The organism is Hippea sp. KM1 (genome assembly GCF_000526195.1).
Lineage (GTDB): Bacteria > Campylobacterota_A > Desulfurellia > Desulfurellales > Hippeaceae > Hippea.
Genome location: NZ_JAFP01000001.1, coordinates 714,942 through 738,267 on the forward strand (window position 1 = coordinate 714,942; position 23,326 = coordinate 738,267).

General features: G+C 45.5%; 23 protein-coding genes, 2 tRNA genes, 1 other RNA gene and 1 riboswitch. Of the genes, 15 read left to right on the plus strand and 11 right to left on the minus strand.

What is annotated here, in order from left to right; genetic code table 11:
- Positions 1-67: 67 nt before the first annotated feature.
- The 9 genes from D891_RS0103630 to D891_RS0103670 all read left to right on the plus strand — a co-directional run bounded on the left by D891_RS0103630 (position 68) and on the right by D891_RS0103670 (position 10,339).
- Positions 68-1,870 (plus strand): thiamine pyrophosphate-dependent enzyme, encoded by a 1,803-nt coding sequence (locus tag D891_RS0103630; RefSeq protein ID WP_025209675.1) that lies wholly within the window; start codon positions 68-70, stop codon positions 1,868-1,870.
- Complete coding sequence (locus D891_RS09440; RefSeq protein ID WP_025209676.1) at positions 1,867-2,325, plus strand: 2-oxoacid:acceptor oxidoreductase family protein; 459 nt, start codon at positions 1,867-1,869, stop codon at positions 2,323-2,325. The genes D891_RS0103630 and D891_RS09440 overlap by 4 nt, the downstream gene beginning before the upstream one ends.
- Entirely contained in the window at positions 2,322-3,596 is a 1,275-nt protein-coding gene (locus D891_RS0103640; protein ID WP_029951973.1) for a phenylacetate--CoA ligase family protein, read from the plus strand. Before D891_RS09440 ends, D891_RS0103640 begins: the two co-directional genes overlap by 4 nt.
- 55 nt (positions 3,597-3,651) lie before the next feature.
- Complete coding sequence (locus D891_RS0103645; protein ID WP_025209678.1) at positions 3,652-4,497, plus strand: motility-associated protein; 846 nt, start codon at positions 3,652-3,654, stop codon at positions 4,495-4,497.
- Position 4,498: 1 nt separating this feature from the next.
- The gene (locus D891_RS0103650; protein ID WP_025209679.1) at positions 4,499-5,362 is read left to right on the plus strand and encodes a flagellar motor protein MotB; all 864 of its coding nucleotides are present in this window, start codon (positions 4,499-4,501) and stop codon (positions 5,360-5,362) included.
- Positions 5,363-5,503: 141 nt separating this feature from the next.
- On the plus strand, positions 5,504-7,531 hold the full coding sequence (gene acs, locus D891_RS0103655) for an acetate--CoA ligase (protein ID WP_025209680.1): 2,028 nt from the start codon (positions 5,504-5,506) through the stop codon (positions 7,529-7,531).
- Positions 7,532-7,593: 62 nt separating this feature from the next.
- Positions 7,594-7,722, plus strand: a riboswitch (molybdenum cofactor riboswitch).
- Positions 7,723-7,758: 36 nt separating this feature from the next.
- Positions 7,759-8,517 (plus strand): Rossmann-like domain-containing protein, encoded by a 759-nt coding sequence (locus D891_RS0103660; protein WP_025209681.1) that lies wholly within the window; start codon positions 7,759-7,761, stop codon positions 8,515-8,517.
- Positions 8,517-9,575, plus strand: coding sequence for an ABC transporter ATP-binding protein (locus D891_RS09445; protein ID WP_025209682.1), 1,059 nt, complete (start codon positions 8,517-8,519; stop codon positions 9,573-9,575). Before D891_RS0103660 ends, D891_RS09445 begins: the two co-directional genes overlap by 1 nt.
- On the plus strand, positions 9,572-10,339 hold the full coding sequence (locus D891_RS0103670) for a molybdate ABC transporter permease subunit (RefSeq protein ID WP_025209683.1): 768 nt from the start codon (positions 9,572-9,574) through the stop codon (positions 10,337-10,339). The genes D891_RS09445 and D891_RS0103670 overlap by 4 nt, the downstream gene beginning before the upstream one ends.
- On the opposite strand, the gene D891_RS0103675 is transcribed toward D891_RS0103670, so the two are convergent.
- Entirely contained in the window at positions 10,329-11,822 is a 1,494-nt protein-coding gene (locus D891_RS0103675) for a potassium channel family protein (protein ID WP_198014780.1), read from the minus strand. The two genes, D891_RS0103670 and D891_RS0103675, sit on opposite strands and share 11 nt — an antisense overlap.
- 69 nt (positions 11,823-11,891) lie before the next feature.
- On the opposite strand from D891_RS0103675, the gene D891_RS0103680 reads away from it, so the two are divergent.
- The 6 genes from D891_RS0103680 to D891_RS0103710 are packed head-to-tail and all read left to right on the plus strand — an operon-like array spanning position 11,892 to position 17,627.
- Positions 11,892-12,779, plus strand: coding sequence for a damage-control phosphatase ARMT1 family protein (locus D891_RS0103680; RefSeq protein WP_084042305.1), 888 nt, complete (start codon positions 11,892-11,894; stop codon positions 12,777-12,779).
- Positions 12,758-13,906 (plus strand): ribonuclease HII, encoded by a 1,149-nt coding sequence (locus D891_RS09700; RefSeq protein ID WP_084042306.1) that lies wholly within the window; start codon positions 12,758-12,760, stop codon positions 13,904-13,906. Before D891_RS0103680 ends, D891_RS09700 begins: the two co-directional genes overlap by 22 nt.
- Positions 13,887-15,374: a bifunctional aminoglycoside phosphotransferase/ATP-binding protein gene (locus D891_RS0103695; RefSeq protein ID WP_025209685.1), complete on the plus strand. Its 1,488-nt coding sequence runs from the start codon at positions 13,887-13,889 to the stop codon at positions 15,372-15,374. The genes D891_RS09700 and D891_RS0103695 overlap by 20 nt, the downstream gene beginning before the upstream one ends.
- The gene (locus tag D891_RS0103700) at positions 15,371-16,102 is read left to right on the plus strand and encodes a pyridoxine 5'-phosphate synthase (protein WP_025209686.1); all 732 of its coding nucleotides are present in this window, start codon (positions 15,371-15,373) and stop codon (positions 16,100-16,102) included. The genes D891_RS0103695 and D891_RS0103700 overlap by 4 nt, the downstream gene beginning before the upstream one ends.
- Positions 16,087-16,416 (plus strand): holo-ACP synthase, encoded by a 330-nt coding sequence (gene acpS / locus D891_RS0103705; protein WP_025209687.1) that lies wholly within the window; start codon positions 16,087-16,089, stop codon positions 16,414-16,416. The genes D891_RS0103700 and acpS overlap by 16 nt, the downstream gene beginning before the upstream one ends.
- Positions 16,413-17,627 carry a bifunctional folylpolyglutamate synthase/dihydrofolate synthase gene (locus D891_RS0103710; protein ID WP_025209688.1) on the plus strand — a complete coding sequence of 405 codons (1,215 nt, stop codon included), beginning with the start codon at positions 16,413-16,415 and terminating at the stop codon, positions 17,625-17,627. Before acpS ends, D891_RS0103710 begins: the two co-directional genes overlap by 4 nt.
- A gap of 16 nt (positions 17,628-17,643) precedes the next feature.
- Here D891_RS0103710 and D891_RS0103715 read toward each other — a convergent pair whose 3' ends face one another.
- From D891_RS0103715 to D891_RS0103755, 10 genes are all read right to left on the minus strand, one after another.
- Complete coding sequence (locus D891_RS0103715) at positions 17,644-18,594, minus strand: thiamine pyrophosphate-dependent enzyme (protein ID WP_025209689.1); 951 nt, start codon at positions 18,592-18,594, stop codon at positions 17,644-17,646.
- A 3-nt stretch (positions 18,595-18,597) separates the two neighbouring features.
- Complete coding sequence (porA, locus tag D891_RS0103720) at positions 18,598-19,788, minus strand: pyruvate ferredoxin oxidoreductase (RefSeq protein ID WP_025209690.1); 1,191 nt, start codon at positions 19,786-19,788, stop codon at positions 18,598-18,600.
- A 17-nt stretch (positions 19,789-19,805) separates the two neighbouring features.
- Entirely contained in the window at positions 19,806-20,150 is a 345-nt protein-coding gene (locus D891_RS09845) for a 4Fe-4S dicluster domain-containing protein (protein ID WP_025209691.1), read from the minus strand.
- Entirely contained in the window at positions 20,151-20,726 is a 576-nt protein-coding gene (locus D891_RS09850; RefSeq protein WP_025209692.1) for a 2-oxoacid:acceptor oxidoreductase family protein, read from the minus strand. It lies immediately after the preceding gene.
- Positions 20,727-20,751: 25 nt separating this feature from the next.
- A complete protein-coding gene (gene recR, locus D891_RS0103735) occupies positions 20,752-21,357 on the minus strand; it encodes a recombination mediator RecR (RefSeq protein WP_029951981.1) in 606 nt (201 codons plus the stop codon).
- Positions 21,357-21,686 carry a YbaB/EbfC family nucleoid-associated protein gene (locus tag D891_RS0103740; RefSeq protein WP_025209694.1) on the minus strand — a complete coding sequence of 110 codons (330 nt, stop codon included), beginning with the start codon at positions 21,684-21,686 and terminating at the stop codon, positions 21,357-21,359. Before D891_RS0103740 ends, recR begins: the two co-directional genes overlap by 1 nt.
- A gap of 36 nt (positions 21,687-21,722) precedes the next feature.
- A complete protein-coding gene (gene dnaX, locus D891_RS0103745) occupies positions 21,723-22,982 on the minus strand; it encodes a DNA polymerase III subunit gamma/tau (RefSeq protein ID WP_025209695.1) in 1,260 nt (419 codons plus the stop codon).
- A gap of 22 nt (positions 22,983-23,004) precedes the next feature.
- An RNA gene (ffs, locus tag D891_RS09710) (signal recognition particle sRNA small type) lies at positions 23,005-23,104 on the minus strand.
- A gap of 23 nt (positions 23,105-23,127) precedes the next feature.
- Positions 23,128-23,204, minus strand: a tRNA-Arg gene (locus D891_RS0103750).
- Positions 23,205-23,225: 21 nt separating this feature from the next.
- Positions 23,226-23,320: transfer RNA gene (locus D891_RS0103755), tRNA-Ser, on the minus strand.
- Positions 23,321-23,326: the final 6 nt, after the last annotated feature.

Consider the following 23,326-nt stretch of genomic DNA (forward strand, 5'->3'; position numbering starts at 1 on the left):
ATACATTATTGCTTGAAAAAAAATTCAGTTTTGCGATAATTGGCTTGACTTGAACGGAGGTTTTTCTATGAAACTATTCCTTTCTGGCAATGAGGCGATAGCCTTTGGTTTGATTGAAGCGGGCGTTAGGTTTATCAGCGCCTATCCAGGCACACCATCGAGTGAGGTTTTGCCCACGGCCGTTAAGATAAAACAGCAGTTCGGCATAGGCGGTTATTTTGAATGGTCGGTTAATGAGAAGGCTGCCTTTGAGGAGGCCACAGCCGCCAATTTCAGCGGCCTGTCTGTTGCCGTGGTTATGAAGCAGGTTGGCTTGAATGTTGCTATGGATCCATACATGAATACAGCTATTGTGGGCAGCATTGGCGGCTTTGTTGTCGTGGTAGCAGACGATCCTGGCCCTCACTCATCCCAGACGGAGCAGGATTCGAGGTTTTTGGCTCAGTTTGCCAAGATTCCCGTATTGGAGCCATCAACACCCAAGGAGGCGTATGAGTTTGCAAAGAGGGCTGTGGATTTAAGCAAAAAATACTCCCTGCCTGTAATGCTTAGAACCACAACGAGGGTTTCGCACTCCCGTGAGGATATAGCCGTTGGCAGAATTGAGGATGTAAAACTAAAACCTGAATTTAAGAAGAATACGGATAGGTTCGCTGCAACCCCCCATTTCAGGTTTTTGCTCCATAAGGAGCTTAACAACAAGATAAGGGCTATAAAGGGCAAGCCCGGGTTTAGAATCTTCTATAATGGGAATAGGCTTTTGATAACAAGCGGTATTAGTTTTGCCTATCTGTGCGATATAGTGGAGGAGTTTGGCCTTCATGATAAGGTTCGAATCTTGAAGATAGACATGCCCTTTCCAATAGATGAGCTAAAGCTGCAGGAGTATGTGGATAGATACAACGATGTGTTGGTGATTGAGGAGGGTTATCCGGTCATTGAGAATCAGATCATAGACAGAAGAAGGATAAAGGGCAGGTGGAACGGCTTTGTGCCTTCTGAGGGGGAGTTAACGATCGATGTGATCAAGGGGCTTTTGAGGGATTTTGGTGTTTTAGAATTCAAAGAAAACACAGTGGCTGTAAAGCCCCCTTTCAAGAGGCCTTCGTTATGCCCCGGATGTGGCCACAGGAGCGCCTTTTTTGCCATCAGGGAGGTTTTTAAGAACCAGGCCATCTATACCGGTGATATAGGCTGCTATACCTTAGGGTTGAATCTAAAGGCTGTTGATACGGTTCACTGTATGGGGGCATCGGTCTCCTTCGCCTTTGGTTTTGATAAGGCATTCTCTATAGCCGGTGATTTTAAATACATAGTGGCGACAATAGGCGATTCGACATTCTTCCACTCAGGTATAACCCCGCTGATAGATGCAATGCACAACAAATCAAGATTCATCCTGGTTATTTTAGATAATGCAACCACGGCCATGACGGGCAACCAACCGACGCCCGCAAATCCGTTTAACGCTGCTTTCGATGGAGCAAACCCCATATCCATAGAATCAACCGTTAGGTCGTTGGGCGTTGAGTTTTTGAGGGTTAGGGATGCATACGATATAGAAGGCCTAAAGACAGACCTAAAAGAGGCCAAACAATACATAGAAACCCACAGCAAACCGGCCGTTTTGATATTTAGGCATCCGTGCGTCTATACGAAAGAGGGGCTCTCTTTGAACCCCGCATTTGAGGATGTATATGTTGATGAGGCCAAATGCACCGGTTGTAAGATTTGCATAAACAGGTTTGAGTGTCCATCGCTTCTGTTTGATGAGGATACAAAGAAGGTCACTATCGACCTGTCCACATGTATAAAATGCGGGCAGTGCATCTATTCATGCCCTTACAACGCTATAAAGGTGAAGAAATGAAGCTTGTTATTTTGGGTGTTGGTGGAATGGGGTCTATATCCCTTTCAAAAACCATAGCATCAATGGCCATAAACAGGGGATTGGCCGTAAAATCCAGTGAGATACACGGTATGGCAAAAAAGGGCGGCCTTGTTGAGATTCAAATGAAGATCGACGAGGGCTTAAGCGGTGTTGTATTGCAGGGCGAGGCCGATTTCTCCTTCGTTATGAACAAGGATTACACAGATTACGGCCAGGCCTTTCTCAAAAGAGATGGAAGGCTCATAATGGCCGATAGGGATACGGTTGAGGGTATAGTGAGGGATTTGGGTGATGTTAGGTTTGTCGGTTCATTCTTACTTGCCAGATTCATAGGCTATCAGGATGTCTTTAGAGAAGATGATGCCCTGAATGTGCTTGAAAAGCTCAAGGAGGGCGAAAAAAACATAGAGGCTTTTAAGAGGGGTTTGATATGATTTTTAACAAAGAGATGGAGACTCTGCCGCAGGAGGAGATTAGAAAACTCCAGCTTGAGAGGCTGAAGAAGACCTTAAGGCTTATAAAGAATTCAAGCTCTGTCTTCAAAGAAAAGTATAAAGACATAGAGCCTGAGGATATAAAGAGCCTGGATGATTTGAAGGGGTTGCCCCTGCTTGAGAAGGATGAGCTCAGGAGGGCGTATCCGTTTGAGCATATCAGCGTCGATGATGGTGAATGGATGAGGATGCACATGAGTTCGGGCACAACCGGGACGCCCGTTATCAATGTTATGACAAGAAACGATATAGAGCAGTGGAAGGAGATAATGGCACGCTGCTATTATGCGGCGGGTGTCGGGCCTGATGATAGGATTCAGATAACGCCATCCTTTGGTCTGTTCAACGGCGGATTCGGCTTTCACTATGGAGCAGAGAGGATAGGCGCCTTTGTTATACCCATTGGCGCTGGAAGAACCCGCCTGCAGCTTAAGTTTATAAAGGAGCTTGGGACGACGACGATTACAGCAATCGCCTCGTACCCTTTGAGATTGATGGAGGTGGCAAAAGAGATCGGTTTTGATTTTAAAGAAACCAGACTTAGGGTTGCCATCCTGGGTGCTGAGGTATGGTCTGACAGTTTAAGGAAGAGGATAGAGGATGAAATGGGTGTGGATACATACGACATAATAGGCATGACCGAGACAGGCGGCGTGGGTATGGGCATAGATTGTGAGGCCAAAAATGGTATTCACATATGGGAGGATCACTATATAGTTGAGATAATAGACCCAAAAACCGGAGAGGTTTTACCCGACGGGGAAGAGGGTGAAATGGTAATAACAACCCTGACAAGGGAGGGTTTGCCGCTTTTAAGATACAGAACCAGAGATATAACCAGGATCATCTCAAGGGATGTTTGTGACTGCGGCAGGACGCATCTAAGGGTGGATAGGCTCAAGGGCAGAACGGACGATATGCTCAAGGTAAAGGGTGTTAACTTCTATCCTTCCCAGATTGAGAGCATTTTGATGAAGTATGAGCAGCTTTCACCTTATTACAACATAGTGATAGAGAAGGTTAAGGGCAAGGGGAGTATGACGATTGTGGCAGAAAGGAGAAACGGCTTCAGCTCAGAGCAGCTTGAAAAACTCTCCAACGAGCTTTACGACTTTTTGGGTTTCCACTGCCATATACAGATAGTCCCTGAAGGCACGCTGGAAAGGCCGCAGGGTAAAGCTGTGAGGGTCATCGATAAAAGGGCTAAATAGATTTAAAAAGCAGCCGAATATGTAATATGAGACTGCTTTTTGGGCAGGAGGTTAAATGAACGCTGGTGGTATAGTTCTAACGCTGTTGGCAGTTGTCGGAGCATTTGTCTATGAGGGTGGTAATCCTGCTGTTCTAATCCAGATCGGTGAGTATATAGTCTTGTTCGGTGCTTTTTTTGGCATGTTGCTCTCCAACGCCTCACCCAGCGCATTGAAGGGCTCATTTGGTGTTATCTTGGGTATTGCAAAGCCCGATCCATACAACAAGAAGAACTATTTAGAGTTGTTGAAGATCGTCTATGATCTATCCACAAAGGTCAGAAAAGACGGTATTCTATCGTTAGAGGCCGTTGTCGATGATCCGGAATCATCCCCGATTTTGCAGGATGCAACCTTCTTTTTAAAGAACAAGGAGGCAAGAAGCCTCTTGATCGACGCCTTAAGGAATATCGTTACCGGTATTGAGGTGGAAAAATTAGAGGAGATGCTGGATACCAACATAGAGAGTATAGAGAAGGAGGCCATGGCGCCTGCAAAGATGGTGGGAGTATTGGCTGAGTCGATGCCTGGTATGGGTATCGTTGCAGCTGTTATGGGTGTTATCCTGACGATGGGCGCCTTGGGTGGTTCTATTCTTGTAATTGGTGAGCATATCGCAGCAGCCCTTACAGGAACATTCCTGGGTTTGCTTATGTGTTATGGAATATTCGGTCCTATGGCCAAGTATGCCGAATTCAAAACAGAAGATATGGTTGCCTATCTCAACGCCTTAAAGACAGGCATAATATACATAGCCAAGGGTGATGCACCGATTATAGCCATGGAGGCTGTAAGGGAGAGTATTCCACCACTTGCAAGGCCTGAGTTTGATGAGGCCGAATCCTTTGTAAAGGGTAAGTGATATGGCTGAAGAGAACCAAGAGGGTGGAATAGTCAAAAAATGCAAGAAATGTAAGTGTGAAGAGGGTGGAGGCAGCGCCTGGGAGGTTGCATACGGGGACTTCATGACCTCCATGATGGCCTTCTTTTTGGTCATGTGGCTGATTGCCGCCACCAATGTTAAGCAGAGAAAGGTGCTATCCACCTATTTTACCCAGCCAGGTGCCACATCGCTGACAGAGGGCTCCTCAATGCTCCCATCCAAGGGCGTGTTCGATATAGGCTCAAGAAGCCTGACCGTTTCTCAACGAATACCCGAGATGCCGCTTCCGTCCATTCAGCCCCAAAAGACGCTGAAGGGCAGGGGGCTTATACCTAAGGTTTTGAGAAAGAGCGGTGGCGGAATTGGCCAGAGCAAGCAGACGATGAACCTCTATAACATAATGAAGAAGATCCAGCAGGTTATAGCAAGCAGAAAAGAGCTGTTGCAATACAGAAACCAGATCAAGATGGAGATAACAGAAGAGGGGCTGCGTATAGTGATATTTGACAAAAACAAAAGGCCTATGTTTTATCCTGGATCGGATAAGCTTGAGCCGTGGGCTAAAGAGGTGTTGGACATAGTGGCTCAGCAGCTTGCCGATATATCGAATAAGATCACTATCGAGGGGCATACGGATGCCCATCCCTATGTGGTTGGTGGTTTGAGCAATTGGGATCTTTCCACGATGAGGGCCAATGCAGCAAGGAGGGAGATAGAGGCTGTAGGTGTTTCGGCCGATAGGTTCGATAGTATTGTGGGATATGGTGATACCAGACCGGTGCCTGGAACCAACCCTGAAGACCCCATAAACAGGCGTATCGTGATCCTTGTGAAGAAGCTTTAGATAAATACAACTTATATATTAACAATGCCTTAATACATTTTCCGTCAATTAGTTAAAGCCATATAATTCTTGACACTATTGTCCATTTCTTGTATAAAATTAAAAAAGGGTTTAATAAATTTTTTCATAAAGGGGGAGATTATGGGCAAGCAAAAGGGTGTTATCGAATCCAAGCTCAAGGAGAACAGGGTTTTTTATCCTTCCATTGATTTTGCTCAAAAGGCGAACATAGACTCAGATGAATATGAAAGGCTCAAAAAATGGGCAGAGAGTGATTGGGAGGGCTTCTGGAGATATTTTGCAATAAAAAAGATAGATTGGTTTAAGAGGTTTGATGAGGTATTGGATGATTCCAATCCGCCGTTTTATAAGTTTTTCATTGGTGGTAAGCTCAATGTCTCTTATAACTGCCTGGATAGACATATAAAGAGCTGGAGAAAGAACAAGGCGGCAATCATCTGGGAGAGTGAAAACGGCGATACGAGGGTTATGACCTATCAGGAGCTTTACATAGAGGTCAACAAATTTGCAAGCGTTCTGAAAACCCTCGGTGTAAAGAAGGGTGATAGGGTTTTGATCTATATGCCCATGATACCCGAGGCTGCCGTTGCAATGCTTGCAAGCGCCAGGATCGGTGCAATACACAGCGTTGTCTTTGGTGGTTTTTCATCGGAAGCCTTGAGGGATAGAATAGAGGATGCAAAGCCTAAGGTTGTAATCACGGCCGATGGTGGTTTTAGAAACGGCAAGGCCATTCCGCTGAAGAGCAAGGTTGATGAGGCCATGGTAGGGCTTGAGCATAAGGTCGATTATGTCGTTGTTGTAAGGCATATAGACAGGGATATACACATGAAGCCGCTGAGGGATTTCTGGTATCAGGATTTAATGGGCGATCCGGACTATGCGCAGATTTACTGCCAACCCGAGACGATGGATTCTGAGGATCCACTGTTCATACTTTACACATCCGGCTCAACAGGCAAACCCAAGGGCGTTGTCCATTCGACAGCCGGCTATCTGTTGTGGACTATGCTCACGATGAAGTGGGTATTCGACATAAAGGATGAGGATACTTTCTGGTGCACGGCCGATATTGGCTGGATTACAGGGCACTCTTACGGAGTTTATGGGCCTTTGGCTATGGGTGCCACGACCGTTATGTATGAGGGTGTCCCAACATATCCGACACCTGCAAAGTGGTGGGAGCTTGTGGAGAAGCACTCAATAAACATACTCTATACAGCACCGACGGCCATCAGGGCATTGATGAGGTTGGGCAACGAGTGGGTGTTGAAGCACGATCTATCGTCGTTGAGACTGCTCGGCACTGTGGGTGAGCCGATAAACCCCGAGGCATGGGTGTGGTATTATCAAACCGTTGGCAACGAAAGGGCCCCCATCGTGGATACATGGTGGCAGACAGAGACCGGCGGCCACATGATTACAACTGTGCCAGGGGCTCAGCCTGCAAAGCCCGGTTCAGCCGGTATGCCTCTGCCCGGTATATTTGCAGAGGTTGTTGATATGGAGGGTAATCCTATAAGGGATGCGGATAAAGGAGGCCTGTTGGTTATCACAAAGCCGTGGCCCTCTATGTTGAGAACAGTATGGGGCGATGATAATAGGTTTATAGAGACATATTGGAAGAAGTTTAAGGATAAGGGTTATTACTTTGCAGGCGATGGAGCAAGGAAGGATAGCGATGGCTATTTCTGGATCATGGGAAGGGTCGATGATGTCTTGAATGTCTCAGGCCACAGGATCGGAACGATGGAGGTTGAGAGTGCCCTTGTATCGCACAGGTATGTGGCCGAGGCCGCTGTTGTTGGAAGGCCGGATGAGATTACCGGCGAGGCCATTGTGGCGTTCGTGGTGCTTAAGGACGGTGTCGACAGGACGCATCACGACGAGCTTGTGAGGGAATTGAGGGAGCATGTCCAGAAGGAGATTGGCCCTATCGCAAAACCGCAGGAGATAATCTTTACAGATACATTACCAAAGACACGCTCCGGGAAGATCATGAGGAGGCTGCTTAAGGATATAGCAGCTGGCAAGAAGATCAATCAAGATATATCCACTTTAGAGGATGCCTCTGTCTTGGATAAGCTTACCGAGCTTAGGGAGAAGCTTGAAGAGGAGATGAATAAGAACGGGGATTCAAAGAAGTAAACACCCAAAAAGCCGGCTGCCCAAGCCGGCCCTTTTCTTGACTTTATCCTTAAAATTTAATAAAAAATAGCCATCTCCGAGCGGTTAAACCTAAGGGCATTGTTTGGCCGCCTATGGTTTTTCCGCCGATAGGGTGTAAGTGGAAACGCTTGCGCCTCCCGTATTTGGAAAGGAGGTATTTTGTTCACTTTTCTATTTTTCCTTAGAGACATAAAAGGGGGCTTATAATGGGTGTATTGCAGACGGCTGTGGAGAGGTTTGTGCAGATTGTCAAGGATAAGGGTTTGCTCGATGAATATGTGAAGATAAAGATGAGGCCATTGAAGCCAGAAGAGGCTATAGGTAAACCCTCCAGGGATGATTATCCCCTGCTTAAGGGCAAGGAGGTGTTGGTTGAGGCGACATTCCTCAACTCAAAGGGGCAGGCCTTTACCGATGAACCCAGCGATTTTGAAGGCACTATAGAGGATGTCATATCGCTTCCGTTGGATAGAAGCAGGAATAGGGCTGTGGTTGTTGCAAGTATCAACGCCGTCTTGAGACACTTGGATATGACATGGGGGACGGTTCATTGCAAGGATACCGAGCCTGAGGAGTGCGCAGAGGAGATGATGGAGCGCTTTTTTAGAAGGTGGGGTGAAAACACCACATTGGGTCTTGTGGGGCTGCAGCCTGCGCTTGCAGAGGCCGCCATACGGGTCTTTGGCAAGGATAATGTGCTCATATCCGATATGGATGAGGATAATATCGGTAAGAAATTCGAGGGTGTTGAGATATTGGACGGCAGGATACATTCCATTGAGGTTGTTGAGAGGAGCTTTTTGGGCTTGATTACAGGCTCTTCTGTTGTAAACGGAACGATAGATGGGCTTTTGGAGGCATCAAAGAGGAACAATAAAAATAGAATCGTTATATTTTACGGGACGACCATTGCAGGAGTGGCTTCCCTTCTAAACCTAAACAGACTCTGCTTCAAAGCCCATTGATGATAAAGATAGAGATAAAAAAGCGCTTTGAGAAGCTCCATATAGATGTTTGCATGGAGTTTAAGGGGCTGAAGAATGTAATCTTTGGCCCATCTGGAAGCGGTAAATCCTCTATTCTGAAGATGATAGCCGGCTTTTACGATCCGGATGATGGCGTTATTGCATTGAAAGGGGAGAAGCTTTTTGATAAGAGGGAGGGTTTATCTATTCCTGTGCATAAAAGGGGCATCGGTTATGTGCCGCAGGAATATACGCTCTTTCCCCATCTAAATGTTATGGAAAACCTATTGTATCCTGCAAGGGTTAAGGGTATTGAGGTTGATAGGGGGCTTTTTGATGCCCTTATTGAAAAATCCAACATAAAAGAGCATCTGTATTCGTATCCTCATCAGCTAAGCGGTGGTCAGAAGCAGAGGGTTGCCATAATCAGGGCTATCCTGTCTAAGCCGAAGCTGCTTCTGCTTGATGAGCCCTTTAGCGCCCTGGATAGGCCTGTTGCTGAGGAGTTGGGCTATTTCCTTATAAGGATTATAGACGAGATAGGTTTGCCATCCATATTCGTTAGCCATAATCTGGAGGAGGCCTTTATGTTTGCCCAACAGATGGCCTTCATTAAGGATGGCAGGGTTTTAGAGTTATCCGATAAGCTTGATGTGTTTTTAAGACCCAGATGTGTTGAGACGGCTATAGCTGTGGGTTTTAGAAACATCTTTAAGGCCGATGAGTGCACAAGTGGCAGGGTTAGGATAGGTGAATTCTGGTTTGATATAGAGGATGGATGCTCGGAGTTTTTCTGCATTAGGCCAGATGAGATAATAATTTTGAGGGACGATGTGGATACATCGGATAAGGAGAATAGGATAGAGGCAGAGATACTATCCATCACCTGCATGGGTGGGTTCAGTGTGGTTAGATTGAAAAGCAAGGGTCTTTTTTTTATTGTCCATTTACCGAACCATGCTGCCGGTAAGATGGACCTAAAAAGCAAAAAGAGGGTTTTTGTATCGCTAAAAAAGGATAGCTTAATTGGGTGTTCATCCTGCGAGGGGGACAGATGAAGCTAACCAGAATTGCCCTTATACCGCTTGGTTTGCTTGTTCTGTTTTTGACCGTTCTTCTTGTGTATGGATTCTGGGATGTGTCTGTGGATGAATTGTTCGGGCTTTTTAGGGATGGTGAGTTTATCTCTGCCGTTGTTTTTGGGCTTGAGACTTCGCTTTTTTCTGTGTTTCTCTCTGCCGTTTTGGGTATACCCACCGGGTTTTTCCTTGCCAGGAATATTGGATGGGTGTCCAAGCTGGCCGATGTGATTTTTGATGTGCCTTTGGTTATCCCGCCTTTGGTTGTCGGCGCCCTCCTGCTAAATCTATTCAATAGTCCCTTGATAGGGAAGGTCTATTCGTTTGTCTTTACCTTCTGGGGTGCTGCTATTGCACAGTTTTTCATCTCTTTTCCCTTTACGGTTAAGGCCTCTAAATCGGCTTTTGAGCTTATACCGCCTGTATATGAGAGGATAGCCATGACGCTTGGGGCATCGCCTTTTAGGTCTTTTTTTGATACCACATTCAGGCTGTCGTTTTATGGCATATTCAGCGGCTTGATTTTAAGCTGGCTCAGGAGTCTTGGTGAGTTTGGTGCCACGCTGCTTGTTGGCGGCGGGATAGCATACAAGACTGAAAACATACCCATCAATATCTATTTGAAGATTGCAGAAGGCAACTTCAAGAGTGGTTTTGCAGCCAGCCTGCTTGTTGTGGTCTTTGCGATGGTGTGTGTTTTGATAATCAGGTTTATTTTTTCAAGCAAGAGGCCTAAGATATAGCCTTCTCAAACCTTTCCATATCCTCCTTTGTTCCAACGCATATAAGGGTTGAACCGACATCGATTATATCCTCTGCTTTCGGGTTGAAGCGGGTAGATTTGTCCTTACCAACCATGGCGATGATTATGAGGTTGTATCTGCTTCTGATATCCGTTTCTTTTATCTTCTTGCCGGCATAGGGTGAGTCCTTTGTTATGTAAAACTCACCCATCTCTATGGTTTTGTCGGATTGCATGACGATGGATACCAGCTCTGCGGTTTTTGGTGATATGAGCATTCTGGAGATGTCGTATCCGCTGGATTGGTATGGCGAGATGGTTTTTGCACCCAATTTTACAAACTTCTTTACCGAATCCTCAGAGTTGGCTCTGGCAACGGCCAGGATGTCTTTGTTTTCATCCTTTGCTGTAATCAGTGTGTATATGTTATCTGCATCTGAATCCATAACAAGGGCTATACCCTGAGCCTGTTTTACCCTCGCTTTTTTTAGGATCTCCTCATCCGTTGCGCTGCCTGTTATGACCAGATAGCCGTTTTCTATCGCCTCCCTTGCCGCCTCCTGGTTTTCCTCGATTACGACAAACGGCTTCTTGAAACGCTCCATCTCCTTGGCCACAACCTTGCCAACCCTGCCGTATCCGCAGATGATAAAGTGGTTTGAGAGTTTTTCTATCTTCCTTTCCATGATCTCCTCCGTATTGAGCTTGAGTTTTAGTATTCTATCGGTAAAGGCGCTTGAGATTATACCTGTTAGGAGTGCGATGCCAGAAATGCCCATTACCATCAAGAATGAGGCAATCGTTCTTCCTATTGGGGTGATGGGTGTGATATCTCCATAGCCCACCGTTGTAAATGTTACTATACTCCACCAAATGGCGTCGAATAGGTTTTGTATGTGGGGGTTTTTATGCCCCTCTGCTATCAACATAACTATGGATGAGCCGGTGATTACAAAGAAGAATATGACGAAAACTATGGATATCTCAAAGGTCTTCTCCTTTAGGCCTTCGGCCAACTCCTGCACGCTCTTGCTGAAGCTTGCACCCTTAAATATCCTTGCTATCAGGACGGCGATTCTATATGGGTATGGGAGGTATCCGTAAGGAACCATCGATAGGAGGTTTATCAGGGTGCCCGGTGATACGGCATAGGCTATTATGCATCTGATCCTTGATGCGGCTGTGTTTTTGGGTGTTAATATCTTAGGGAAGCCCAGACCGGTTGGTTCGTTTTTTGTGTTTAGCCGTTCAAGGAAGAGGATCGTTCTTATGATGAAGTCGAACCCAAAGGCAAATATGGTTGTTAACTCTATCACCTTGTAAACCTTCGGTGAGCCTATGTATATGGGTATGGCGTTGTCGTATCCCACGATAGCAACAAGGGATAACGCCGTTATGATCTGCATCGAGAATCTGTAGATTTTGGCCGATAGCGATGTGCCGTAAAAGGTTTTGTATATGTCTATCTTTTTGTTCCTATCCACCACATTCCAATTATACACAAACCCATTTTTAATTGAAAGTTTTAGACAAAATAATATAATCAACCTGTCATGAGGGTGCATGCTGAATGTTATCAATGTTTTATATCTCAGGCCATACGCTCAAGCAGACTGTTTTATTCGGATAGAGACCATCTGCTAAAGCCTGCTCAAGAGGTGGTAAGGGTTTTGCAGGATATAGATGTTGAACTCCCCCCTCCTTTGATTAGCGAGGAGGTCTATGGCACAATTAGAAGGAGCCTGGGCATAGATGACCCTTACAAGCAGATAAAGAAGAAATACAACGACATAGCATTGAAGTATGAAGAATTTGCCAAAAAACAGATAGAACAGGCAGACGATCCCCTTCTTTATGCTGTAAGACTCGCCCTGGCCGGCAATATAATCGATTTTGGTTCCCAAATCGGGAGTTTTAGCCTTGAAAATACCATAGATGAGGTTGTAAGAAACCCGCTTGATTTGACCGATTTTGAGCTATTCAAGGGGGATTTGGAAAAATCCAAAAGGATAGTTCTGCTTGCAGACAACGCCGGTGAGATAGTGTTTGATAAGATCCTGCTTGAAACGATAAGGGGTCTGTATCCCGAAAAAGAACTGTTTGTTATTGTCAGGGGCGGTCCTATAATAAACGATGTCGGCTTAGAGGATGCTATCTATGTGGGAATGGATAAAATCGCAAGGGTGATAGATTCTGGCCAGCTCATTCCGGGATTCTGGCCTGATTTTGCAAAAGGCGAGTGCAAGGCCGTTTATGAGAGTGCCGATATTATCATATCGAAGGGGCAGGGCAACTTCGAGACCTTAAGCGAGTTTGAGGATAGGCGAATCTATTTCCTCTTTTTGATAAAATGCGGTGTCGTTGCCCAATACTTGGGTCTTAAGAAGCTCTCCAAGATATTCATAAGAAACGACGAGCGATGGGCAAGACTGCGGGCGTAGATGAGGCTGGAAGGGGGCCGTGGGCTGGCCCGGTTGTTGCGGCCTGCGTAATACTGAAAAAAGACATTCCCCATCTGGACGATATAGACGATTCCAAGAAGCTTTCGGCCAAAAAGAGGGAAGAGCTTTACAAAATCATAAAGGAAAACTCCATCTACGGCATAGGCGTTGCCTCAAATAAGGAGATCGATAGATTGGGCATAGTAAAAGCCGTTGAGCTTGCCATAAAGAGGGCGATAGAGGTGATGGATGAGAAGCCATCGTTTTTGCTTATCGATGGCAAGGATAGATTCGATTTGCCCATAAAGTACAAAACCATAGTCGATGGTGATGAGAAGGTAAAATCGATAGCAGCGGCAAGCATATTGGCCAAGGTTTGGCGTGATAGGTATATGGAGCTTGCAGCCGACATATACCCGAGGTATGGCTTTGAGAAACATAAGGGTTATGGCACAAAGGCGCATAGCGTTGCACTTGAAAAATACGGGCCGTGTCCGATTCACAGGTTTAGCTTTAAGCCGATTCAGAGGATTTTAAAAGAAAGGAGCAAAAAGCCGAGATTGCTTCTGCATGCCTGCTGCGCCCCTTGTGCGACAAGTGTAATAGAGAGGCTAAAGGGTGATTACGATGTTGAGGTCTTTTTTTACAACCCCAACATACACCCCAAAAGGGAGTATGAGATAAGGTTGGAGGAGATCAAGAGGCTCTGTCAGCACCATGACATAAAACTCCATGTGGGCGAATACAACCCAAAAAGATGGGTTGATATGGTTAAGGTGTACAAGAATGAGCCTGAGGGTGGCAAGCGATGCGTTTTGTGCTATGCGGATAGGATGAAACAGACGGTTAAGTTGGCAGAAGAGCTTGGCTTTGATTACTTTACCACAACGCTATCGGTTAGCCCTCTTAAGGATTATAGGAAGATAAAGTCGATAGGTGATGTGCTTGCTGCAAGATACGGCATAGATTTTGAGGATACGGATTTTAAAAAGAAGGACGGGTTCAAGCGTTCCGTGGAGTTGTCCAAGGAGTTTGGTTTTTACAGGCAGACTTACTGCGGATGCGTCTATTCCAACATCGAGCAGAAGAGAAAGAGGGGTGTTTTACATGGAAAAGGTTCAGATTGATGCATTGATAGATAGGTATGGGTTTGAGATGATTGAGACCCACATATCGTGGGTTTTGCTTGGGGGTGGGTTTGTCTATAAGATAAAAAAACCTGTGGATTTTGGTTTTTTAGATTATACGACAATTGAAAAGAGGCTGAATTTTTGCCAGAAGGAGGTTGAGCTAAATAAAAGGCTTGCTGAGGAGATATACTTAGGTGTTAGCAAGATTACAATCAAAAACGGCGATATATCGATAGACGGTGATGGTGATGTTATCGATTATGCGGTAAGGATGAGAAGAATGCCGCAGGATAGGATGATGGATGTTTTGCTTGATGAGGATAGGATAACACCCAAACAGATTGATGCTTTGGCAAAAAAGGTGGCGGATTTCCACAAAACCGCAGCAACCAACGATTACATATCCTCCTTCGGCAGCCTAAAGACAAATAGATTCAATACGGATGAGAATTTCGAGCAGACAAAAAACGGCATAGGAACGTTTATAACCCAGTTTCAGTATGACGCCATTAAGGACTATACGGATAGGTTTTATCTCCAAAACGGTGGAGTATTCCAAAAGCGTATAGATGAGGGCAAGGTCAGGGATTGCCACGGCGATATGTATTCCAAGAATGTCTGTATAGTTGATGAGGATCACATCTATATATACGATTGCATTGAGTTTAATGAGCGCTTCAGGTATTCCGATGTTGCAAGCGATGTCGCCTTTATGTTGATGGATCTTGAGAATAAGAATAGATGGGATTTGTCTGAGCTGTTTTTGAAGAGCTATCTTGACTATTCCTCGGATGCCACCATGATGGAGGTGCTTGATTTCTATAAGATCTATAGGGCCTATGTTAGGGGTAAGATAGCCTTCTTTCAGAACAACACCGAGGAGGCCAACGGCTATTTCGATCTGGCATTTGGTTATCTGCCGGCTTATTACAAGCCTAAGGTGCTCATCTTTTGCGGCTTAAGTGGCTCTGGAAAGACCACGCTGGCACTTGAGCTGTCCAGAAGATACGGCTTTGTGGTTCTCTCAAGCGATGTAATCAGGAAGAGATTGGCAGGTATGGATATAAGCAAGAAGGATCTTGCAGATTTCGGTGGCGGCATCTATTCGGCTCAGATGACAGAGAGGGTCTATGAAAAGATGATAGAGGATGCCTATCAGCTTGCAAGGTTGGGCAAAAGCGTTATTCTGGATGCCACCTTTTTGAAAAAAAGCCAGAGAGATGCTGTTTTTGAAAGGTTTATAAGGCTCGGCATAAAGCCTAAGGTTGTTTTTGTTGATATAGACGATAAAACGGCAATGGAGCATTTCAAAAAGAGGCAGAGCGAAAGGAGTGCATCGGATGGAAGGTATGAGATTTACCTGAAACAGAAGGAGTTGCTTGAAAAACCCGATGATGCGATTATCTTATCTGGCAAGGCCGATATTGAGGATAATTTAAGGGTTTTAGGAGGGTTTTTAAGATGAGGCTTGGTGTTAATATAGACCATGTGGCCACCATAAGGGAAGCCAGAAAGACCAACGAGCCAGAGCCGATATATGCAGCCCTGCTTGTTCAGGAGGCCTTAGCCGACGGTATAACAATGCATTTAAGGGAGGATAGGCGCCACATTCAAGATAGGGATGTTTATCAGGTAAAGGAGATTGTAAAGATCCCGTTGAATCTTGAGATGAGTCTGAATGAAGAGATAGTTAAGATAGCCCTGGATGTAAAACCACACCAGGCGACGCTTGTGCCGGAGAATAGGCAGGAGATTACAACAGAGGGCGGCTTAGATGTTGTGGCAAATAGCGATAGGGTATCTGAGGTTATAAAGAGGCTACAAGATAAGGGTATCCTCGTAAGCCTGTTTATAGATCCGCAGGAGTGGCAAATCGAGCAGGCAAAGAGCCTGGGTGCGGATGCGATAGAGCTCCACACGGGCAATTATGCAAATGCAAAACACGATGTGGAAAGGCGCATGGAGCTTGAAAAACTAATCGATGCTGCCAAGTATGCCAAATCTCTGGGTTTGCATGTCCATGCAGGGCACGGCCTTACCTATGAGAATGTAAAACCGGTTGCTGCGATTGAGGAGATAGAGGAGTTAAACATAGGCCACAGCATAATAGCAAAGAGCGTCTTTGTCGGTATAAAGGAGGCCGTAAGGCTGATGAGGCAGTTGATACAAGAGGCGCGATGGAAGTCGGCATAGATATAGAGGAAATCGAAAGGATAGAGAGGGCCCATAAGCGGTTTGGTGATAGGTTTTTAAGGAAGATTTTTTGTAAGGAAGAGATAGATTACTGTTTTTCTAAGAAGAACCCCTATCCGTCGCTGTGTGGGAGGTTTTGCGCAAAAGAGGCCGTTGTGAAGGTGTATGGTGGCGCTATTGGAATCTCGGATGTAAAGATAATCACTAAAGAGAGTGGTAAGCCTGTGGTTTTTATCCACGATGCACCATCCGATATAGCCATCTCTATAAGCCATTCGAGGCTTTATGCCACAGCCATTGCCGTTAAGCCATGAACGAGATTGAGGCGTTTTTAGAGCTAAACCGCATACTCAACAGTCTAAACCCATATGCAATGGATCTATCGCTTGATAGAATCAAATCGTTTTTAAACAAGATAGGCAATCCGCAGGATAGCTTTAAATCCATCTTAGTGGGTGGGACAAATGGCAAGGGCAGCGTGGTCAGTATGCTTTCTTTGGCCTTTGAACAAGCCGATTACAATGTTGGCACATACACATCACCCCATCTTATTCAGTTAAACGAGCGTTTCAGGATTAACGGTAAGGTTGTCCCTTTTTATGTGCTGCTTGATTATGCCCGCTTCATCCAGAGTATAAATTTTGAGCGTCTGACCTATTTTGAGTTCTTAACGGTGATGGCCTTTCTGCTGTTTAAGGATTTCGGTGTGGATGTGGCCGTTTTAGAGGTTGGCATGGGCGGTGAATTTGATGCCACGAATGTGGTTAATCCCATCTTGAGTATTATAACCTCCATATCGTTTGATCATACACAGCATTTGGGCGATACGCTTGAGAAGATAACCCTAACCAAAAGCAAGATCATCAAAAATTTAGGGGTTGTTTGCAAAAACCCCGATGTTGTTATAAAGACCATCAAGGATAGCGTTGATGCTGAGGTGTTCTTTGTCGATGATAGTTATGTGAAAAGGGCAGAAGGGTTGGGTTTTTTTAATGTTAGCTTAGACAATGTTGCAGTTGCCCTGCTTGCCATAGACATCCTGAACCAGAGGTATGGTTTTGGACTGGATCCCTTTAGCATAAAGAGGGTCTTCTGGCCTGGAAGGTTTGAGGTTATAGAATCGAAGGGTAGGCTGTTTATACTCGATGGTGCGCATAATGCATCGGCCGTTGAAAACCTGATCGGGCTTATTAAGAGGTTTGGTTTTTGTGTTGATGCCTTGGTCTTTGCAACACTAAAGACAAAGGACTGGCAGGGAAATTTAGCTAAATTATGCACTGTTTCGGATAATATAAAAATACCAAGGCTTAAATCATCTCTTGCCGTTGAGCCGCACCAGATAGAGTCGTTCTTGCTTAAAAACAGAGGATGCACGGTTGAGGTGTTCAACTCTGTAAATGCATGTATCAATAGCCTTTTGGATTCAGATTACAAAACAATACTCCTGTGCGGTTCGCTCTATCTGGTTGGTGAGGCTTTGGCGTGCAGTTTGATAGAAGAAGGGGAGGGCGGCTTTATGCCATAACCTCCCCGATGGTTTTTTAGTCTTCGAAATAGGAGATGCCGCACTCCTCTCTTTTAAGCAGCCACTCCCAATGGGCATCAACCTGTTTTTGGAACTCTTCAATTAGGTATTCGTTGCCCTTCTTGAACAGGTGGGCGAATCTCCTTTGCGGTTTTAGGTATTCCACAACGGGTAATTTCTTCTGAGGCTTGTAATTTATTACAACCTTTCCTTTGATTACCTCATATAGCGGCCATACGCATGTATCAACGGCCAGTTGTGCTATCTCGATGGCCTTGTTTGGCGGGAAACCCCATCCGGTTGTGCAGGGCTCAATGACATTTATGTATGTCGGGCCGTTGACATCTAAGGCCTTTTTGACCTTGTTCATCAAATCCCTCCAGTTGGAGGGTGAGGCCTGTGCTATGTATTCCATATGATGCCCTTCCAAAACGCTTACAATATCCTTCCTTGGCTGTTCTTTTCCGAATTTCACCTTACCGTTTGGCGATGTCGTTGTTGTTCCGCCAAACGGCGTTGCGCTTGAGCGCTGGTTTCCCGTGTTCTGGTATGCATTGTTGTCGTTGCAGATATAGAGGAATTGATGTCCCCTCTCAATGGCACCAGAGAGCGCCTGCAATCCTATGTCGTATGTGCCTCCGTCGCTTGCGAACGCTATAAACCTTATGTCTTTGTTGATTTTACCCTTTTTCTTTAGCGCCCTGTATGCAGTCTCAACACCGGCTATTGTGCTTGCGGCGTTCTCAAAAGCCGTATGTATCCACGGCACATTCCAGCTTGTGTATGGGTAAAGACCCGTGGAGACCTCAAAACAACCGGTGGCTGCTGCAATGACTATGTCGTATTTATCGGTTTCGGCTGCAGCAAACACCTGTCTTGCTATAACCGAGTGTGTACAGCCCGGACACAATCTATGGCCACTTACAAGGCCCTCTTTTTTCTTTGCTAAATCATTTAACAGAGCCATATCTTACCCCCATGCTCCTCTTAGGTTTAGACAATCAAACTGTTTTTCAACCTTACCCGTCTCAACGATTTTCTTTAGCGTCTCATATACGGAGTTTATATGTTTGGGTTGGGTATCCCTTCCACCGAGTCCGTATGTATAGTTGATTATCGGAGCCCTTGTGGGTGTATCATACAAAGCACTCCTTATCTCGCTAAATAGAGGTCCACCCTGAGCGCCGGCTGGTGATACCCTATCCAGAATAGCTATGGCTTTGGCAGACTGCAGGGCGTCTGCAATCTCCTTGAACGGGAATGGCCTGAATAGCCTTATCTTCAACAGGCCGGCCTTTATGCCGTTATCCCTTAGGCTATCCACGACATCCTTTGTTGTGCCGCAAACAGAACCTGCAGCAACGATGACAAAGTCTGCATCGTCCAACTTGTATGCCTCATACAGACCGTATTCCCTTCCAAATGCCTCACCAAACTCCTTTCCTACCTTTTCCACGACATCCTTTGCATTTAGAAGTCCCTTAAGCTGGCTCATCTTATGCTCAAAATACCAATCCGGTGGAGCCCAGGCGCCGTGCGTTATCGGTTCGTCTGTGTTGAGCAATGGGAATAGTGGCTCATAATCGCCTATGAACTCCTTAACAGCTGCATCGTCTTCCATCTCCCAAATCTCAATGGCGTGCGATATGTTGAAGCCGTCAAATGCAGCCAGCGCAGGCGTCATTACATCCTTATTTTCGGCTATCTTTATGGCCTGAATCAAATTATCGTATGCCTCCTGGGAGTTTTCAGAGATTAGCTGAATCCAGCCTGTATCCCTTCCGCCCATTATGTCTGAATGGTCTCCGTGGATATTCAACGGAGCAGAGAGCGCCCTTGCTGCAACGGCCATAACAATGGGAAGCCTCATGCCGCTTGCTATATAGAGCATCTCCCACATGAGTGCATATCCGTTTGCGCTTGTTGCCGTCATAACCCTTGCACCTGCTGCAGCAGCGCCGATGCAGGCACTCATTGCGGAGTGTTCGCTCTCAACGGTGACCAATTCTGTATCCATCTCGCCGTCGGCTATAAACTGGGCCACGGCCTGAGGAATTGGTGTTGAAGGCGTTATTGGAAAGGCTGCTATAACATCGGGATTGATCTGCCTCATTGCATGGGCGGCAGCCTCGTTTCCCGTCAATGCTACTTTTTTACCCATTTATTTCCTCCTAAGCTTTACTTGGAAAAGACTTCTTTTCTTAACTCTTCCTCTGTTTTACCCTTTGCCTGAGCCTCTAAGATCATCTGCAGCGATTTTGGCTTGCTTGGACACTGCTCAACGCAGATTCCGCAACCCTTGCAGTGGTCGTAATCTATACCAACCATCTTTCCGTTTTCATCCACAAGAATGGAGCTGTCCGGGCAGTAAACCCAGCAGAACATACATTGAATACATGTGTCTGGATTCCAGACCGGGCGCTCAACCCTCCAGGAACCGGTTTCATAGCTTTTGGAGTTGCCTGGATCCTTTATAGCTGCACCAATCAGCACCTCATCCCACTTTAACAACTTTTCAGCCATTTACTTTACCTCCTCGTAGGCTATCTCTATAGCCTTTCTATTGCCTTCCATTATCTTCTCTGGGAATTTACCCGCCTCTTCCAATAGCTCGACAACACCCTTTGATACATCCTCTTTGCTGAAAAGACCGGTCACCTTTGCTAAAGCACCGATCATGGGTGTGTTTGGAATGGCCCTGCCCAAGGTGTCTATGCTTATCTTGTTTGCATCGACCACATAGACCTCGTAATCCTCAAGTCCTAACTCCTTTACGACCTCTTCCTTGTCGAATGCCGTGTTTACTATTACCTTACCGTCTTTCTTTAATCCCTCTTTTACATCGATTAAGCCCATCAATGTCGGATCCAGGATCAGGACAATGTCCGGCTCCATATACTCCGAATGATCCCTGATCGGTTTGTCATTAACCCTTGTGAAAGCTACAACAGGAGCTCCTCTTTTCTCTGCACCGTATACGGCAAAACCCTGAGCGTAAATTCCCTCCTCTTGAGAGATTAGCTCTGCCAGTGTTTTGGCTGCCGTAACGGCTCCCTGTCCGGCCCTTCCGTGCCATCTGATATCCATCTTCTTAGACATCTTTAGACCCCCACCAAAATTTGTTTTATGCAACAGTCCTCATTTTGAAGGCTTCGATTAATGTTTTCCTGTTTATATAGTTTATGTCTGCCCCTGCAGGCACGCCTATTGCGACCTTTGTTATCTTTATGCTGGATTGTTTTAGTTTTTCTTTTATATACTGAATCGTCAACTCCCCCTCCGTCGTAGGGCTTATTAGTAAAATTACCTCTTCGATGTGCTCTTCTATTATCCTTTGTGCTAAATGGTCGATGCGCTTTATTATGCTATCTATCCCGTATATAGGTGAAATTACTCCCCCCAGTATAAAGTAGAGCCCATTATACACATTTGCCAACTCGATTTCAAGTATATTTTCTATGGATTCAACGACGCATACTAAACCCCGATTACGGGAGCTGTCTGCGCATATATCGCATATGCCGTCTTCGTTGATTGTTAGGTTATAACACAATTTGCACGGTTTGACGCTTGTGGATATTTCATTAAGAAGCGTTGAGATGGCCCTGGCTTTATCCTTGTGTTCTGCAAGCCAGAAGGCATACTTTAATGCGTTTTTCTCTCCTATGCCGGGTATATTTTTTAGGTATGATACCAGCTCATCCAACAACTTCAAACGAACATTAGCCATCAAAACATGCCTGGAATATTAAGCCCGCCCGTTAAGGCCGAGATCTTTTCCTCCATATTCTGTTTTGCCTTCCTTATAGCCTCATTTACGCCTGATAGGATTAAATCCTCCAGTGTTTCTATATCGTCTGGATCCACGATCTCTTTGGATATCTTTATGTTGACTATCTCGCCCAAACCGTTGGCCGAAACCGAAACCATACCACCACCGACGCTTACCTCAACCGTCTCCTTTGCAGCCTCTTCCTGAGCTTTAGCTATCTGTTTCTGGATCTTCTTTGCCTGTGCCATTAATGAATTTAGGTCCATTCCGCCAAAACCCTTTGCCATTGTATCACCCCTTTCTAAAGCTTAATTAATTATATATTATTTTTTTAATTTTTCAATATTTACTATTTTGCCGCCAAAGGTTTTCAAAATTATATCTATTTTTGACGGCTTTTCTTCATCAATTGGTTGATTATCTATTACTAACTCATTTGCTTGGGGTTTGGAATCCGTTTTTTGCAGCTTCATAGAGATGTTCTCTTCTGTTGAGGATGTGTTTTTGTTGGATGGCGTTAAAGATGCGGCCTGCGGGATATTTGAGAGTTTATTTATTATGTTTTCAATGCTTTCTAAATCATTTACGGCAACTGCCTTGTGCGTTGCAACGATTACGGCATCGAGGGGCTCAATCTTCTGTTTTATATCCTTCAATGCGTTGTAAAATATGTTTATAAGGGCTGTTTTGTGTGTTTTTGATAGGTTCTTTTGCAATAGGCTATCTATGATCTGTCTTACAAACACCTGAAGGTTGGACGATTTTGCGCTCAAATCATCAACAACACCCAGCGCTTTGTCTATTTCGTTTTTCAAGACAGCCTCAAGGTAATTGTCCGCCATATCCCTTGTGGGTATGCCGACAACCATTGAGGCGTCTTCCTTTGTGATGGTCTCTTTGGGCTTGAACGCCATGCATCTGTCTAAGAAGCCCTCTGCAACCCTTAGGCTTCCTGCACTTGCATAGGCTATGAGTTCAACTGCCTCATCGTCTATCTCTATCTTTTCCTTTTCTGCTATGAACCTCAGTTTTTTCTCAATATCCCTTTGGGGGATTCTGTTGAGTGTTAGTATCTGGCATCGTGATAGTATGGTTTCTGGAATCTTCTCTATGGCTGTTGTTGCGAATATGAATTTTACATACTCAGGAGGCTCTTCGATGGTTTTTAGCATGGCGTTGAACGCCTCAAGCGTAAACATGTGAACCTCATCTATTATGTAAACCTTAAATCTTCTCTTCAGGGGAGGGTATTTAACGCTTTCTATTATGTTGCGCGCATTCTCTATCTTTCTGTTTGATGCCCCATCTATCTCTATTACATCCACATCCTTGCCCAAGGCTATTGCCCTGCAGGCTTCGCATTCACCGCACGGTTCTGTTGTTGGGCCGTTTTGGCAGTTTAGGGATTTGGCTATGATCCTTGCTAAGGATGTTTTACCCGTCCCCATGGGGCCTGCTAAGAGTATAGCGTGGTGAAGCTTGCCTGTCTCTATGGCGTTTTTCAGGATTGTTGTGGCTATTGGCTGGCCTATTACCTCTGAAAGCTTGGAGGGCCTGTATTTCCTTGCTAAAACCTTATACATCGCATCTCCCTTAGCGATGCCCAACCTGGCAGGACATTGCACGCTCACACAACCCTACCTACCGTTGCTCCCTTCCGGGCCTGGCGGGGTTCAGCAGGGCGTGTGTCGCACAAGCCCACCGGGCTGGACATCGCTAAAAGAAACATGGCGCGCCCAAGAGGATTCGAACCTCTGACCCCAAGAACCGCAATCTTGTGCTCTATCCAACTGAGCTATGGGCGCCCGTTTGCGTTTAAATTAAAATGGCGGAGAGGGCGGGATTCGAACCCGCGGTAGAGCTTTTCGCCCTACACACGATTTCCAATCGTGCTCCTTCAGCCAGGCTCGGACACCTCTCCGCTTGC